The 15,233-nt window shown below is 53.4% G+C and carries 15 protein-coding genes and 2 tRNA genes; 14 read left to right on the plus strand and 3 right to left on the minus strand.

Annotation, left to right across the window (positions count from 1 at the left end; translation table 11 throughout):
• On the minus strand, positions 1–972 hold the full coding sequence (gene ispB, locus DDA898_RS03385) for an octaprenyl diphosphate synthase (RefSeq protein ID WP_013316307.1): 972 nt from the start codon (positions 970–972) through the stop codon (positions 1–3).
• A gap of 259 nt (positions 973–1,231) precedes the next feature.
• On the opposite strand from ispB, the gene rplU reads away from it, so the two are divergent.
• The 4 genes from rplU to cgtA all read left to right on the plus strand — a co-directional run bounded on the left by rplU (position 1,232) and on the right by cgtA (position 4,338).
• Entirely contained in the window at positions 1,232–1,543 is a 312-nt protein-coding gene (gene rplU / locus DDA898_RS03390) for a 50S ribosomal protein L21 (RefSeq protein WP_013316308.1), read from the plus strand.
• 19 nt (positions 1,544–1,562) lie between these two features.
• Positions 1,563–1,820 (plus strand): 50S ribosomal protein L27, encoded by a 258-nt coding sequence (gene rpmA, locus DDA898_RS03395; RefSeq protein WP_012771136.1) that lies wholly within the window; start codon positions 1,563–1,565, stop codon positions 1,818–1,820.
• Positions 1,821–1,960: 140 nt separating this feature from the next.
• Entirely contained in the window at positions 1,961–2,905 is a 945-nt protein-coding gene (locus DDA898_RS03400; protein WP_013316309.1) for a DMT family transporter, read from the plus strand.
• Positions 2,906–3,162: 257 nt separating this feature from the next.
• Entirely contained in the window at positions 3,163–4,338 is a 1,176-nt protein-coding gene (gene cgtA / locus DDA898_RS03405; protein WP_038900260.1) for an Obg family GTPase CgtA, read from the plus strand.
• 105 nt (positions 4,339–4,443) lie between these two features.
• Here cgtA and dacB read toward each other — a convergent pair whose 3' ends face one another.
• On the minus strand, positions 4,444–5,877 hold the full coding sequence (dacB, locus tag DDA898_RS03410; RefSeq protein ID WP_038910220.1) for a serine-type D-Ala-D-Ala carboxypeptidase: 1,434 nt from the start codon (positions 5,875–5,877) through the stop codon (positions 4,444–4,446).
• 265 nt (positions 5,878–6,142) lie between these two features.
• Here dacB and greA point away from each other — a divergent pair, with 265 nt between their 5' ends.
• Positions 6,143–6,619, plus strand: coding sequence for a transcription elongation factor GreA (greA, locus tag DDA898_RS03415; protein ID WP_013316312.1), 477 nt, complete (start codon positions 6,143–6,145; stop codon positions 6,617–6,619).
• A gap of 125 nt (positions 6,620–6,744) precedes the next feature.
• Here the strand turns inward: greA and yhbY are convergent, their stop codons facing one another.
• A complete protein-coding gene (yhbY, locus tag DDA898_RS03420; protein WP_013316313.1) occupies positions 6,745–7,038 on the minus strand; it encodes a ribosome assembly RNA-binding protein YhbY in 294 nt (97 codons plus the stop codon).
• Positions 7,039–7,196: 158 nt separating this feature from the next.
• On the opposite strand from yhbY, the gene rlmE reads away from it, so the two are divergent.
• From rlmE to nusA, 9 genes are all read left to right on the plus strand, one after another.
• Positions 7,197–7,826, plus strand: a complete 630-nt coding sequence (rlmE, locus tag DDA898_RS03425; RefSeq protein WP_013316314.1) for a 23S rRNA (uridine(2552)-2'-O)-methyltransferase RlmE — start codon at positions 7,197–7,199, stop codon at positions 7,824–7,826.
• Positions 7,827–7,873: 47 nt separating this feature from the next.
• Positions 7,874–9,826 (plus strand): ATP-dependent zinc metalloprotease FtsH, encoded by a 1,953-nt coding sequence (gene ftsH / locus DDA898_RS03430; protein WP_071604495.1) that lies wholly within the window; start codon positions 7,874–7,876, stop codon positions 9,824–9,826.
• A 104-nt stretch (positions 9,827–9,930) separates the two neighbouring features.
• Positions 9,931–10,764 carry a dihydropteroate synthase gene (folP, locus tag DDA898_RS03435; RefSeq protein ID WP_038910222.1) on the plus strand — a complete coding sequence of 278 codons (834 nt, stop codon included), beginning with the start codon at positions 9,931–9,933 and terminating at the stop codon, positions 10,762–10,764.
• Positions 10,765–10,772: 8 nt separating this feature from the next.
• A complete protein-coding gene (gene glmM / locus DDA898_RS03440) occupies positions 10,773–12,110 on the plus strand; it encodes a phosphoglucosamine mutase (protein ID WP_013316317.1) in 1,338 nt (445 codons plus the stop codon).
• A gap of 301 nt (positions 12,111–12,411) precedes the next feature.
• Entirely contained in the window at positions 12,412–12,747 is a 336-nt protein-coding gene (gene secG / locus DDA898_RS03445; protein ID WP_013316319.1) for a preprotein translocase subunit SecG, read from the plus strand.
• A gap of 60 nt (positions 12,748–12,807) precedes the next feature.
• Positions 12,808–12,894: transfer RNA gene (locus DDA898_RS03450), tRNA-Leu, on the plus strand.
• Positions 12,895–12,953: 59 nt separating this feature from the next.
• Positions 12,954–13,030 (plus strand) — tRNA-Met (locus DDA898_RS03455).
• A 218-nt stretch (positions 13,031–13,248) separates the two neighbouring features.
• Positions 13,249–13,701 (plus strand): ribosome maturation factor RimP, encoded by a 453-nt coding sequence (gene rimP, locus DDA898_RS03460; RefSeq protein WP_013316320.1) that lies wholly within the window; start codon positions 13,249–13,251, stop codon positions 13,699–13,701.
• Positions 13,702–13,722: 21 nt separating this feature from the next.
• Entirely contained in the window at positions 13,723–15,213 is a 1,491-nt protein-coding gene (gene nusA, locus DDA898_RS03465) for a transcription termination factor NusA (protein ID WP_013316321.1), read from the plus strand.
• Positions 15,214–15,233: the final 20 nt, after the last annotated feature.

The following is a 15,233-nucleotide window of genomic DNA, read 5'->3' on the forward strand; positions in this document are numbered from 1 at the left end:
TCAAAAATCGCGTTGTACTGCGAGATGAGCCAGGCCTTCCAGCGCGGTGCGAAAATCACTGGCAGGCAGGCATTGAATAGCGGTAATAGCCTTGTCGGCTTCTTCTTCGGCTCTCTGTCGGGTGTAAGTCAGAGAGCCGCAGGATTGCATGGCCGCCAGCACGGGTTCCAGCAAATGGCGACCATTACCTTCTTCGATCGCCTGACGGATCATGGTGCGCTGCTCTTCGTTGCCGTGATGCATGGCATGCAGCAACGGCAACGTGGGCTTACCTTCATTCAGGTCGTCGCCGGTATTTTTCCCCAGCGTTTTGCCGTCGGCGCTGTAATCGAGCAAATCGTCAATCAACTGGAAAGCGGTGCCGAGGTAACGGCCGTAGTCCTGTAAAGCCAGTTCCTGCTCGCTGCTGGCGCCCGACAAAATGGCGGATGCCTGCGCCGCCGCTTCGAACAGCCGGGCCGTTTTGCTGTAAATTACCCGCATGTAACTGTCTTCGGTAATGTCCGGATCGTTGCAGTTCATGAGCTGGAGCACTTCGCCTTCCGCGATGACGTTAACGGCATCGGACATCACCGACATGACGCGCAGCGAGGCCAGGCTAGTCATCATCTGAAAGGCGCGGGTATAAATGAAATCGCCTACCAGCACGCTGGCGGCATTGCCGAACGCGGCATTGGCCGTAGCTTTTCCACGACGCATGTCGGATTCGTCGACCACATCGTCGTGAAGGAGCGTGGCGGTGTGGATAAATTCAATCAGCGCGGCAACGGTAATGTGTTTGTCACCCTGGTAGTTCAGCGCCCTGGCGGTGAGTACCGCAATCATAGGCCGGATACGCTTGCCGCCACCGCTGATGATATAATTTCCTAACTGATTGATCAGGACAACGTCGGAGTTGAGCTGATCCAGTATGGTCTGGTTGACGGCGGCCATATCCTGTGCGCTTAACGCTGTGATTTGCTCTAAGTTCATTGTTTCTGCCAGCTGATTGCTTCTGTTTCTGCCGTGAAATGCTGATGGTGTCGGCACTGAAAAGGGGAACGTTAGGCCTGATTGTACTTGAAAAACGGCGCAGATAAACGGCAGTTCATGGGTTGTATCCTTTTTCTTCACATTGATTGATTCTACGCTTGTCATCAGTAGGTTTTTTGCGTAGAATTCGCGCCCTATTGTGAATATTTATAGCGCGCTTCACATCATTCAAAGAAGCACGCGGAAAGCGGAGTTTTATATGTACGCGGTTTTCCAAAGTGGTGGTAAACAACACCGAGTAAGCGAAGGCCAGACCGTTCGCTTGGAAAAGCTGGACATCGCAACCGGTGAAGCTATTGAGTTTGACCAGGTTCTGATGGTTGCCAATGGTGAAGATGTCAAAATCGGCGTTCCTTTCGTCGACGGCGGCAAAATCAAGGCTGAAGTCGTTGCTCACGGTCGTGGCGAGAAAGTTAAAATCGTTAAGTTTCGTCGCCGTAAACACTACCGTAAGCAGGCTGGCCACCGTCAGTGGTTCACTGACGTGAAAATCACCGGCATCAGCGCTTAAGTTTTAGGAGAGCGGATTAATGGCACACAAAAAAGCTGGCGGTTCTACTCGTAACGGCCGCGACTCAGAAAGCAAACGTCTTGGCGTAAAACGCTTCGGCGGTGAATCAGTTCTGGCTGGCAGCATCATCGTTCGTCAGCGTGGCACCAAGTTCCACGCGGGCAGCAACGTAGGCTGCGGTAAAGACCACACCCTGTTTGCTCTGTCTGACGGTAAAGTCAAATTCGAAGTTAAAGGCCCGAACAACCGTAAATACATCAGCATCGTCGCTGAGTAATTTCTCGGTATCAGGTTGAATAATAAAGCCCTGCAACTTGTTGCAGGGCTTTTTACATTTTCATCCTTAAACCACCTCCTATGGAGGTGGCGATCGTTTGCGCAGCACAACAAAGAAATCGATAAAAAACAGGTGATGTGATGAAACAGAATGCTGTCATCGGGTTTTGTCTGGCGCTGACCACCGCCATATGCTGGGGAGCGCTACCCATCGCGATGAAACAGGTTCTGGTAGCGATGGAGCCTTATACCATCGTCTGGTACCGCTTTTTGATCGCATCCGTCGGGCTGGGGATTTTCCTATACAGCAAAGGCGCATTACCGACGTCGAAGGTATTTGATCATCAACGCTGGTGGATTCTGTTGTTGATCGCCACTGGCGGGTTGCTGGGCAATTTCGTGCTGTTCAGTTCATCTTTGCAATATCTTAGTCCTACGGCATCGCAGGTGATCGGACAATTGTCAACGGTGGGATTGATGGTTGCCAGCGTGGTGATCCTCAAGGAAAAGATGCGCCTGAATCAAATTATCGGCGCTGGGGTACTGATTTGCGGATTATTGATGTTTTTCAACAATAGTCTGATGGAGCTTTTTACCCGGCTGACGGATTACACCTTCGGGATATTGCTGGGGGTGGCGGCTTCCACGGTATGGGTGGCCTATGGCGTGGCGCAAAAGGTGTTACTGCGTCGTCTGACTTCGCAGCAGCTGCTTTTTCTGCTGTATACACTCTGCGTACTGTTTATTACCCCGCTGGCAAAACCGGGGGTGATTTTCCAACTGACAGGCTGGCAACTGGCCTGCTTGCTGTTTTGCGGCGCGAACACTCTGGTGGGATATGGGGCGCTGGCTGAGGCCATGGCGCGCTGGCAGGCTGCGCAGGTGAGTACCATCATTACTCTGACGCCGTTGTTTACGCTGTTTTTTTCGGATTTATTGTCATTGGCCTGGCCTGCGGTATTTGCGGCGCCGGCACTCAATCTGCTGGGGTATATCGGCGCCTTTGTCGTGGTGACCGGTGCGATGTTCTCTGCGATTGGGCATCGTCTGTTCACACTAAAACGCGACAAACGCCCGATGGTTTGATTAGGTCGACGAATGCTCTGAGCAAGGGTGGCGAAGCGAATCAGGGCTGATTATTTTTAATACAGGTGAAATCCTTTCGCCAAGCAGGTACAATCAGCGCCCTTTTATCGGAACGGTTCTGATGCGTCGGTTTTTCAGTGGCAGGTGACATACTGCGGTTATCTGTCATCAACCCAATTATTCGTTGAGCCAAAGAGAACCAATAAATTATTCAAACGCGTCGGTCATTCTCTATTGGTTTTTTGCGGAGACAGTTCATGAAGTTTGTAGATGAAGCCACCATTCTGGTGGTGGCGGGTGACGGTGGCAACGGCTGTGTCAGCTTCCGTCGTGAAAAATATATTCCCAATGGTGGGCCTGACGGCGGCGACGGCGGCGACGGCGGTGATGTCTATCTGTTGGCGGATGAAAACCTCAATACCCTGATTGACTATCGCTTTGAGAAAAGCTTCCGCGCGGAACGCGGTCAGAATGGTCAGAGCCGTGACTGCACCGGCAAACGCGGCAAAGACATCACCATCAAGGTCCCCGTCGGGACGCGCGTGCTGGATAAAAGCACGGGCGAAGTGCTGGGTGACATGACCCGTAATCAGCAGAAACTGATGGTCGCCAAAGGTGGATGGCACGGCTTGGGTAATACCCGCTTCAAGTCCTCCGTCAATCGCGCGCCGCGACAGAAAACCAACGGTACGCCGGGTGAAGAGCGCGAGTTGATGCTGGAACTGTTGCTGCTGGCGGATGTCGGCATGCTGGGCCTGCCGAACGCCGGGAAGTCGACGTTTATTCGCGCGGTGTCGGCCGCCAAGCCAAAGGTGGCGGATTACCCGTTTACCACGCTGGTGCCGAGCCTGGGCGTGGTGCGTATGGACAGCGAGAAGAGCTTCGTGGTGGCGGATATCCCTGGGCTTATCGAAGGCGCGTCCGAAGGCGCTGGGCTGGGGATCCGTTTCCTGAAGCATCTGGAGCGCTGCCGCGTGCTGCTGCACCTGATCGATCTGGCACCGATCGATGAATCCGATCCGATCGAAAATGCCAAAGTGATCGTTAATGAATTGCAGCAGTACAGCGCCTCTCTGGCGGAAAAACCGCGCTGGCTGGTGTTCAACAAGGTTGATTTGCTGGAGAAAGGCGAAGCGGAAAAACGCGCTAAAGAGATCGCGGTCGCGCTTGGCTGGGAAGGTAAATATTACCTGATTTCCGCGGCCAACCGGGAAGGGGTAAATGCCCTGTGCTGGGATGTCATGAATTTCCTCAATACTCAGCCGAAAGCGCTGGCTGAAGTAGAGAACAAGGCGCCTGAGAAAGTCGATTTCATGTGGGATGATTACCACCGCGAACAGCTGGAAGCCGCCAAGGCGGAAGCTGAAGAGGAGTGGGATGACGACTGGGATGAAGATGACGATGAAGGCGTTGAAATCATTTACCAGCATTAATCGCCATAAGGCCATCTGAACGGTGGCCGGAAAGAAAAATTTGCTTGTTAGTTGTGTATATTTCCCTTATCTGCCAGGCAGATAAGGGAATTTTTTATCAGTCAGCTAATTGTTCTGGTATATGTCTTTGTAAACGCGGCTTTCGAAACGAACCAGCGGAATGCGGCGTTCTTTCTGATCTTCCGGTGGAACCGCGTAGCCGGAAAGATACTGCACAAAGGCCATTCGCTGGCCGCTGGCGGTGGTGATAAAGCCCGCCAGGTTGTATACCCCTTGCAGCGCGCCGGTTTTGGCTGAGACTTTGCCATCAAGCCCGGCTTCATGCAGGCCGGCACGATAGCGTAATGTCCCGTCATAGCCCGCCAGTGGCAACATCTTGATGTAATTCAATTCATTATCGTGCTGAGCGATATATTGCAGCACCTGCATCATGGTTGCCGGCGCGATCAGGTTATGTCTGGACAAGCCCGAACCGTCAACGATGATCGTGTTGCCCAGGTCGATTCCGGCTTTCTGGCGCAGGATCTGGCGAACGGCGTCAGCGCCGGCGCGCCAGGTTCCGGGAACTTTGAAGCGCTCATGACCGATGGTGCGAAATACGGTATCGGCAATCATGTTGTCCGATTTTTTCAGCATGGTGGTCAGTAATTCATGCAACGGCTCCGATTCAGTTTGCACCAGTACGGTACCGGAAGCGCCCGGCAGCGATTGCCGGCGCAGGCTGCCGGCGATGCGGATATCCGCCTGTTGCAGTTCATCTTTCACGATCGCGCCGGCGTAACTGGCGCCGTCCTGTATGGCGAACGCCAACGGCAACGGTTCGGCACGTTGTGTCAGGCAACCAGTAACGGTGAAGCGGTTGAGTTCACCCGGCACCACATCCAACTCGCAATACTGGGCGTCCGGCGACCCTTTCGGCAGGGTGCGAACTTCGCTGAACATTTGTACTGGATAATAGGACGCGACGCGGATGAATGCGTTATCGCCAGCTTTGGGGGCGCTATAGAGCGAGATGGAAAAACAGTTTTTGTCGACAATCGCGGCAGCGGGTGGGGCGCTGAAACACTGGGTCATATCGTTCCAGGGCCAGCCGGGCGCCTTGTCGTGACTGGCGAACACAGATGTGTCGATCAGGATGTCACCGCTGATTTCACGAATTCCCCGTTTCTTCAGTTCCTGTACCATGTTGCGTAATTGCTGCCGTTTTAGCGATGGATCGCCGCTGAAACGCACCGCCAGATTGCCGCGTAAAACCCCGTTGGTGAGTGTGCCGCTGCTTTCCATCGTGGTGACGAAACGGTAATCCGGCCCCAACTGTAACAACGCGGCCAGCGCGGTAATGACTTTCTGCGTACTGGCGGGCAGCGCCATCTGCTGGCTGTGGTAATCGACCGTCGGGGTAGATGCTCCGACTTTTTGCACCACCAGCGCCAGATTGGCTCCGTCGGGCAAATACTTGGTGTATTCGTCAATGGGGGCGGCGTTGGCCTGCAGGGCAACTGCGTAGGCAAAACCGGTCAGAATCGATAAAAAACGCATAATCTCAATTAAGTACAGGGTAACGTGGTGGTCATACTACGGCGCATCAAGGGATAAAGTAAACGATGACCCTGGTGGAACTCTGGGGTAAAATGCGTATCAAAATGCAAAAACGCGTCTGGCCTGGAAGGAATGTTCCGGGCAAGGCTATTTTTGTTTAAATTGTCAGGGTGCACTGGCATGGAAACATTCCGTCGCAGGTGATTTATCGCGTCAGGATGACGGTAACGTGAGCCGTACGGATTTTTTAGAGGTAAGTGACGATATGAAACAATTTCCGATGACGTTGCGTGGTGCTGAAAAGTTACGCGAAGAGCTGGACTTCCTGAAGTCGGTACGCCGACCCGAAATTATTGCGGCGATTGCCGAGGCGCGTGAGCACGGCGATTTGAAAGAAAACGCAGAGTACCATGCCGCTCGTGAGCAGCAGGGGTTCTGTGAAGGTCGGATTCAGGAAATTGAAGCCAAACTGTCTAACGCCCAGGTCATTGATGTCACCAAGATGGCGGCGAATGGTCGCGTGATCTTTGGCGCTACCGTAACCGTAATGAACGTGGATACCGAGGAAGAGCAGACCTACCGTATCGTGGGTGACGACGAAGCTGACTTCAAACTGAATCTCATTTCCGTCAACTCGCCGATTGCTCGGGGGCTGATAGGCAAAGAAGAGGATGACGTGGTGGCGATCAGTACGCCGGGTGGGGTCGTGGAGTATGAAATCCTGAAGGTGGAATATCTCTGATTCCTATTGACTGGCAAGGTGCCAGACTCGATTGTAAAGAAAGGAAAAAGGCCGATATCGGCCTTTTTTCTCACCAGCGGGTCATGGAACCTTGCCGGGAAACAGGGTAACCTGAACCAAAAATGTTAACGGGGCAACACAATCTTGCGTTCTTTTGACGCACGATAGAGCACCAGAGTGTGGCCGATGACCTGGACATTGCTGGCGCCGGTTTCGCGCAGAATGGCATCGACAATCAGGCCCTTGGTTTCACGATCCTCAGCGGCGATTTTCACCTTGATCAGTTCGTGATGTTCCAAAGCCTGCTCGATTTCAGCCAGCACACCTTCAGTGAGGCCGTTGTTGCCCAGCATGACGACTGGCTTTAACGGATGAGCCAGGCCTTTCAGGTGCTGTTTTTGTTTGTTACTCAGATTCATTGTCTTTTTTGCTTAGGTTGGGATTGAAAACGGGTCATTCTACCGCCATCTCATGATTATCACCAATCCGGCTATAAAGATTGGCTGTCGTTGAGACGTTTTGCCCGCCGCAGGCACTTAATTAACACTAGTTAGAAAAAATCATAGTTGGAAAATCGATGGCTAACAAAAAGCGTTCTGCAAGTTCCAGTCGCTGGTTGCAGGAACACTTTAGCGATAAATACGTACAGCAGGCGCAGAAAAAAGGGCTTCGCTCGCGCGCTTGGTTTAAACTTGATGAGATACAGCAGACTGATCGGCTGTTCAAACCCGGCATGACCGTAGTGGATCTTGGCGCGGCGCCTGGCGGATGGTCCCAGTATGTTGTCAGTCAGATCGGTGGAAAAGGGCGCATTATCGCGTGCGATCTTTTGCCGATGGATCCTATTGTTGGAGTCGATTTCCTTCAAGGGGACTTTCGTGATGAATTAGTGCTCAAGACCCTGCTGGAGCGGGTTGGAGACGAGAAGGTTCAGGTGGTGATGTCCGACATGGCCCCGAACATGAGCGGTACTCCGGAGGTGGATATTCCCCGCGCCATGTATCTGGTTGAACTTGCGCTGGATATGTGTCGAGATATATTAGCGCCGGGTGGCAGTTTCGTAGTGAAAGTGTTTCAGGGAGTGGGCTTCGATGAGTATTTGCGTGAGATTCGCTCCCTGTTTACGACGGTGAAGATTCGTAAGCCAGATGCCTCGCGAGCCCGTTCCCGTGAGGTGTACATTGTAGCGACAGGCCGTAAACTGTAGTACCCTGACGCTATTTTTTAACACAGTTGTAATATGAGGTTAATCCCTTGAGTGACATGGCGAAAAACCTGATTCTCTGGTTGGTCATCGCGGTAGTGCTGATGTCCGTATTCCAGAGCTTTGGGCCCAGCGAGTCGAATGGCCGTAGGGTGGATTATTCAACCTTTTTGACTGAAGTGAATCAGGATCAGGTCCGTGAAGCGCGTATCAACGGGCGCGAGATCAATGTTGTCAAAAAAGACAGCAGCCGCTACACCACGTACATCCCTGTCAACGATCCTAAACTGCTGGATAACCTTCTGACCAAAAATGTGAAAGTGGTTGGCGAACCGCCGGAAGAGCCGAGCCTGTTGGCTTCGATCTTTATTTCCTGGTTCCCGATGCTGCTGCTGATTGGTGTCTGGATTTTCTTCATGCGCCAGATGCAGGGCGGCGGCGGTAAAGGTGCCATGTCTTTTGGTAAAAGCAAGGCACGGATGCTGACGGAAGATCAGATTAAAACCACGTTCGCCGATGTGGCGGGCTGTGATGAAGCCAAAGAAGAAGTTGCCGAGCTGGTGGAATACCTGCGTGAGCCGAGCCGCTTCCAGAAACTGGGCGGTAAAATTCCGAAAGGCGTGCTGATGGTTGGCCCGCCGGGGACCGGTAAAACCTTGCTGGCGAAAGCCATCGCCGGTGAAGCCAAAGTGCCGTTTTTCACCATTTCCGGTTCTGACTTCGTCGAAATGTTTGTGGGTGTCGGCGCTTCTCGCGTGCGTGACATGTTCGAGCAGGCTAAGAAAGCCGCGCCTTGCATCATCTTTATCGATGAAATCGACGCCGTGGGCCGCCAGCGTGGCGCGGGTCTGGGCGGCGGTCATGACGAACGTGAGCAGACGCTGAACCAGATGCTGGTTGAGATGGATGGTTTTGAAGGCAATGAAGGCATCATCGTTATCGCCGCGACTAACCGTCCCGACGTGCTGGATCCGGCGCTGCTGCGTCCTGGTCGTTTCGACCGTCAGGTGGTGGTCGGTTTGCCGGATGTCCGTGGCCGTGAACAGATTCTGAAAGTCCATATGCGTCGTGTACCGCTGTCGCCGGATATTGATGCTTCCGTTATCGCGCGCGGTACGCCGGGCTTTTCCGGCGCGGATTTGGCTAACCTGGTGAACGAGGCGGCGCTGTTTGCGGCGCGTGGCAACCGCCGAGTGGTTTCGATGGTGGAATTCGAGAAGGCCAAGGACAAAATCATGATGGGGGCAGAACGCCGCTCTATGGTGATGACCGAAGCGCAGAAAGAGTCCACCGCTTATCACGAAGCCGGTCATGCGATTATCGGCCGTCTGGTGCCGGAGCACGATCCGGTGCACAAGGTGACGATCATCCCACGCGGCCGTGCTCTGGGTGTGACTTTTTTCCTGCCTGAGGGCGATGCGATTAGCGCCAGCCGTCAGAAACTGGAAAGTCAGATCTCTACGCTGTACGGCGGCCGCCTTGCTGAAGAAATTATCTACGGGTCTGAGCATGTTTCTACCGGTGCTTCCAACGACATCAAAGTGGCGACCTCCATCGCCCGCAACATGGTGACGCAATGGGGCTTTTCGGAAAAACTGGGGCCGTTGCTGTATGCGGAAGAAGAAGGCGAAGTGTTCCTCGGCCGCTCTGTAGCCAAAGCTAAACATATGTCGGATGAAACGGCGCGTATCATCGATCAGGAAGTTAAAGCACTGATCGAACGTAACTATCAACGCGCCCGCGAATTGCTGATGGCCAATATGGACATCCTGCATTCGATGAAGGATGCGCTGATGAAGTACGAGACTATCGATGCGCCTCAAATCGATGATCTGATGTCGCGTAAAGACGTTCGTCCGCCAGCCGGCTGGGAAGAACCGACTTCGGGTAATAACCCTTCGTCGTCTGATAATGGTGGGGCTCCCAAGGCGCCGACGCCGGCGGATGAACCTCATACGCCGACACCGGGCAATACTATGTCCGGGCCTTTGAACGACAAGTAATGGTATGACGGCCCCCTGGCGGGCCGCTGCTCCCTCCAAACCCCGGCTTGCCGGGGTTTTTTACTCCGAAGGCATGCTGGCTGGACGAATTTGAGAAGCAAAACATGAAACTGAATGCGCGTGGATTGACGCTGGATCTCTCCTGCCCCCAGATTATGGGGATTTTGAATGTAACCCCGGATTCCTTCTCTGACGGCGGTAAACACAATACGCTGAACGCTGCCTTGGTCCATGCCGAGCAGATGATTTCTGCCGGCGCCACTTTCATTGATGTGGGGGGCGAATCTACCCGACCAGGCGCAGATGAAGTCAGTACCGAGGAAGAACTGGAGCGGGTTGTGCCGGTGGTGGAAGCGTTGGCGCAACGCTTTGAAACCTGGATTTCGGTGGATACCTCCAAGCCGGAGGTGATTACCGCCTGTGCGCAGGCCGGTGCACACCTGATCAACGATATCCGTGCACTTAGAGAGCCGGGGGCGCTGGAAACGGCGGCGGCAACAGGTCTTCCCATATGCCTGATGCATATGCAGGGATTACCAAGAACCATGCAACATACGCCGCATTATGACGACGTGGTAGGTGAGGTTTCGGCGTTTTTTGAGCATCATATTGCCCGTTGTGTCACAGCCGGTATTCCGCGCGACCAGTTATTGCTGGATCCGGGGTTCGGCTTCGGCAAGAATCTGCAGCATAATTATCGGTTGCTGGGTCATCTGGAAGAATTACATCGCTTCGGTTTGCCGTTGCTGGTTGGTATGTCCAGAAAAACCATGATTGGGCAATTGCTGGGTGTTCCGCCGCTTGAACGGGTTCATGGCAGTGTCGCATGCGCGGTTATTGCCGCGATGAAGGGTGCCCATATCATCCGTGTCCATGATGTGAAAGCGACGGTGGATGCAATACGTGTAGTCGAAGCAACTCTATCAGCGAAGGAATAACAACAATTATGAGTAGCCGCAAATATTTTGGCACTGACGGTATTCGGGGCAAGGTGGGCGATCTGCCGATTACGCCTGATTTTGTATTGAAGCTGGGATGGGCTGCCGGCAAAGTTCTGGCGCGTCACGGTTCCAGAAAAATTATTATTGGTAAAGATACCCGTATTTCCGGTTACATGCTGGAGTCCGCTCTTGAGGCTGGACTGGCGGCGGCTGGCTTGTCCGCATCGTTCACCGGGCCTATGCCAACCCCGGCGGTAGCTTATCTGACCCGCACCTTTCGCGCTGAAGCCGGAATCGTGATTTCGGCGTCGCATAACCCCTACTACGACAACGGTATCAAGTTCTTTTCCATTGATGGCACCAAGTTGCCGGACGAAGTGGAGGAGGCGATCGAGGCGGAAATGGAAAAACCATTGACCTGCGTCGAATCCGCCGAATTGGGCAAAGCGAACCGTATCGTTGATGCAGCAGGGCGCTATATCGAATTTTGTAAAGGCACGTTTCCCAGTGAATTGAGCCTTAGCGGCCTTAAAATCGTGGTGGATTGCGCCAATGGCGCCACCTACCACATTGCTCCCAGCGTGTTGCGTGAATTAGGCGCCCGGGTGATTGCAATCGGTTGTGAACCTGATGGCATGAACATCAATGAGCAGTGCGGTGCTACTGACGTTACGCAGTTGCAGGCGCGAGTGCTGGCTGAAAAAGCAGATATCGGCCTGGCGTTCGATGGTGATGGCGATCGCCTGATTATGGTCGACCATCAGGGCAACAAAGTCGATGGCGATCAGATCCTGTACATTATCGCGCGCGAAGCGTTGCGTCAGGGGCAACTGCGCGGTGGTGCGGTCGGTACATTGATGAGCAACATGGGGCTGGAGCTGGCGCTAAAACAGTTAGGCGTCCCGTTTGCCCGCGCCAAAGTGGGAGACCGCTACGTGCTGGAGTTGATGCAGTCAAAAGGCTGGCGTCTGGGAGCGGAAAACTCAGGCCACGTTATCCTGCTGGATAAAACCACTACCGGTGACGGCGTTATCGCTGGCTTGCAGGTATTGACAGCCATGGTCCGCAACCATATGAGCCTGCATGATCTGTGCAGCGGCATGAAGCTCTTTCCGCAAATACTGGTCAATGTGCATTTTTCAGGGGAAGGCGACCCGCTGGAAAGCGAATCGGTGAAACAGGCCGCTCAAGCGGTGGAAGAGCAATTGGCCGGTCGCGGCCGGGTATTGCTGCGCAAATCTGGTACTGAACCCTTGATTCGGGTAATGGTGGAAGGGGAAGACGAAGCGACGGTTACGCAGATGGCCAATCGAATTGCCGATGCGGTAAAAGCGGCCGGTTAAGCGGCATAACAATGTTTCGACCGTGTGACCGGCAGCGAATGTCCGTCACACGGCGTGATAGCGTGAAATGCGGTGTAATCAGCTGGTTAGTCAGCATCTTTCGGTCTTTCTCTTTTGGTCGCTGTTTTTTTCCTCAATCAGTGAGTTGGCGCCAAATTACCCTTGCGTACACCCGATGCTTTAGTTAGTATTCAGACCCGCTTTATAGGGGAGTTATATCTCCTGATGCGGGTGGTCGCGGGTAAGCCGCAAGAATTAGCGATGCCTCGCCAGGCGGTGGGGATAAACAACAGGTACGACTATGTACGAAGCTCTTCTGGTAATTTTCCTGATTGTGGCGATTGGCCTGGTTGGTCTTATCATGCTGCAGCAAGGTAAAGGTGCAGATATGGGAGCGTCGTTCGGAGCAGGGGCTTCCGCTACCTTGTTTGGTTCGAGCGGATCCGGTAATTTCATGACCCGAATGACGGCGCTGTTTGCAACGCTGTTTTTCGTTCTCAGCCTGATTCTGGGGAACATGAGTTCCGACCACAGCAAGAAAGGTAGCGAGTGGGAAAGCCTGAGTCAGCCAGCTGCGCCCGAAAAAGCCGAGCAGTCAAAAGCACCGGCTGCACCGTCAAGCGATATTCCTAAATAATCGCGGGCGTTTCATCGGCGGTTAGGTTAAAGGCCGCTGATGATAAAAAGCAATTGTGATGCCGAGGTGGTGGAATTGGTAGACACGCTACCTTGAGGTGGTAGTGCCCGATTGGGCTTACGGGTTCAAGTCCCGTCCTCGGTACCAATCCTATAGATAACTTGCATTTTTGAAGTTGTCAGCGTAGTATTTGCCACGTTTTCGGACGCGGGGTGGAGCAGCTTGGTAGCTCGTCGGGCTCATAACCCGAAGGTCGTCGGTTCAAATCCGGCCCCCGCAACCACTTAACTTCCCAGAAAAGTTTTTTTTCAAATAAACTGTATTGCATCAAGCGCGTTATCTACGGTGAATTCTGAAAGAATACTTGATGGTAGTTATGCCGCAGCAGTTTGCGGTAAATAGGGTCCAGTTGCACAAAGCCCCGATATATCGGGGTTTTTTGTTATCTGACAGCAGAATTACTGGGCTATTAAGCCCTTTTTTTATGTCTTGGGGGTGGGCTTGTCCACATTAGAACAAAAGTTAACAGAGATGATTTCGGCACCTGTTGAAGCCCTGGGCTATGAGCTGGTGGGCATTGAGTTCATTCGGGGACGCCAGTCGACACTGCGAATCTATATTGATAGTGAAGATGGCATCACTGTTGATGATTGTGCTGATGTTAGCCACCAGGTCAGTGCGGTACTGGATGTTGAGGATCCCATATCCGTTGCCTATAACCTGGAAGTGTCGTCGCCCGGCCTGGAACGGCCGCTCTTTACCGCTGCGCATTACGAGCGTTTCGCGGGTGAAGAAGTTAGCCTGGTGCTGCGCATGGCGGTGCAGAATCGCCGTAAGTGGCAGGGCATCATCAAATCCGTTGAAGGCGAGATGATCACCGTAACAGTGGAAGGCAAAGATGAAGTGTTCGCGCTGAGCAATATCCAGAAGGCGAACCTGGTACCCCACTTTTAAAGTTTGGATGAGGCAACTAGGATGAATAAAGAGATTCTGGCTGTTGTTGAAGCGGTTTCTAATGAAAAAGCCGTGCCGCGTGAAAAGATTTTTGAAGCGCTGGAGACTGCACTGGCGACAGCGACCAAGAAAAAGTACGAGCAGGAGATTGATGTTCGTGTCTGTATCGATCGCAAAACCGGCGATTTCGATACCTTCCGCCGTTGGCAGGTGGTGAACGAAGTCACTCAGCCGACACGCGAAATCACTCTGGAAGCTGCACAGTTTGAAGAGCCGAGTATTGATCTGGGTGGTTACATCGAAGATCAGATCGAGTCCGTGACTTTCGACCGCATCACTACTCAGACTGCCAAGCAGGTTATCGTGCAGAAAGTGCGCGAAGCCGAGCGCGCCATGGTCGTTGACCAATTCCGTGAACAGGAAGGCGAGATTGTCACCGGTGTGGTCAAAAAAGTTAACCGCGATAACATCTCGCTGGATCTGGGCAGCAATGCTGAAGCTGTCATTGGCCGTGAAGACATGTTGCCGCGTGAGAACTTCCGCCCGGGCGACCGTATCCGCGGCGTATTGTATGCCGTCCGCCCGGAAGCGCGCGGGGCGCAGCTGTTTGTGAGCCGTTCCCGCCCCGAAATGCTGATTGAACTGTTTCGTATCGAAGTGCCGGAAATCGGCGAAGAAGTTATTGAGATCAAAGCCGCTGCCCGTGATCCGGGTTCTCGCGCCAAGATCGCGGTCAAAACCAACGATAAACGTATTGATCCGGTCGGCGCATGCGTAGGGATGCGCGGCGCGCGCGTTCAGGCGGTATCCAGCGAGCTGGGTGGCGAGCGTATTGATATCGTTCTGTGGGACGATAATCCGGCGCAGTTTGTTATTAACGCCATGGCGCCAGCCGATGTGGCGTCCATTGTGGTCGATGAAGACAAGCACACTATGGACATCGCGGTTGAAGCCGGCAATCTGGCGCAGGCCATCGGCCGCAACGGTCAGAACGTTCGTCTGGCTTCTCAACTGAGTGGCTGGGAACTGAACGTGATGACGATTGAAGATCTGCAGGCTAAACACCAGGCAGAGGCCCATGCCGCCATCGATATTTTCACTAAGCACCTGGATATTGACGAAGAATTCGCGACGGCGCTGGTTGAAGAAGGCTTCTCTTCGCTGGAAGAGCTGGCTTATGTGCCAATTCATGAACTGCAGGAAATCGATGGTCTGGATGAAGAAACCATCGAAGCTCTGCGTGAGCGTGCAAAAGCGGCGCTGACCACGCTGGCCCTGGCGAATGAAGAAAATCGCGGCAATGGTCAGCCAGCGGAAGATTTGCTCAATTTATCTGGTCTGTCCCGCGAGCTGGCGTTTAAACTGGCCGCCCGTGGTGTTTGCACGCTGGAAGATCTTGCTGAGCAGGGCGTCGACGACCTGGCAGATATCGAAGGGCTTGATGAAGCACAAGCCGGCGAGCTGATTATGGCCGCACGTAATATCTGTTGGTTTGGTGGCAGTAACGAATAACGAACTGTAGCAGGAAAGGA

The organism is Dickeya dadantii NCPPB 898 (genome assembly GCF_000406145.1).
Taxonomy (GTDB): Bacteria; Pseudomonadota; Gammaproteobacteria; order Enterobacterales; family Enterobacteriaceae; genus Dickeya; species Dickeya dadantii.

Coding starts and splice junctions, on each gene's coding strand:
- rlmE (WP_013316314.1), top strand. CDS start 7,197: ATGGCTAACAAAAAGCGTTCTGCAAGTTCCAGTCGCTGGTTGCAGGAA.
- ispB (WP_013316307.1), bottom strand. CDS start 972: ATGAACTTAGAGCAAATCACAGCGTTAAGCGCACAGGATATGGCCGCC.
- DDA898_RS03400 (WP_013316309.1), top strand. CDS start 1,961: ATGAAACAGAATGCTGTCATCGGGTTTTGTCTGGCGCTGACCACCGCC.
- rplU (WP_013316308.1), top strand. CDS start 1,232: ATGTACGCGGTTTTCCAAAGTGGTGGTAAACAACACCGAGTAAGCGAA.
- rpmA (WP_012771136.1), top strand. CDS start 1,563: ATGGCACACAAAAAAGCTGGCGGTTCTACTCGTAACGGCCGCGACTCA.
- cgtA (WP_038900260.1), top strand. CDS start 3,163: ATGAAGTTTGTAGATGAAGCCACCATTCTGGTGGTGGCGGGTGACGGT.
- nusA (WP_013316321.1), top strand. CDS start 13,723: ATGAATAAAGAGATTCTGGCTGTTGTTGAAGCGGTTTCTAATGAAAAA.
- folP (WP_038910222.1), top strand. CDS start 9,931: ATGAAACTGAATGCGCGTGGATTGACGCTGGATCTCTCCTGCCCCCAG.
- greA (WP_013316312.1), top strand. CDS start 6,143: ATGAAACAATTTCCGATGACGTTGCGTGGTGCTGAAAAGTTACGCGAA.
- dacB (WP_038910220.1), bottom strand. CDS start 5,877: ATGCGTTTTTTATCGATTCTGACCGGTTTTGCCTACGCAGTTGCCCTG.
- yhbY (WP_013316313.1), bottom strand. CDS start 7,038: ATGAATCTGAGTAACAAACAAAAACAGCACCTGAAAGGCCTGGCTCAT.
- glmM (WP_013316317.1), top strand. CDS start 10,773: ATGAGTAGCCGCAAATATTTTGGCACTGACGGTATTCGGGGCAAGGTG.
- secG (WP_013316319.1), top strand. CDS start 12,412: ATGTACGAAGCTCTTCTGGTAATTTTCCTGATTGTGGCGATTGGCCTG.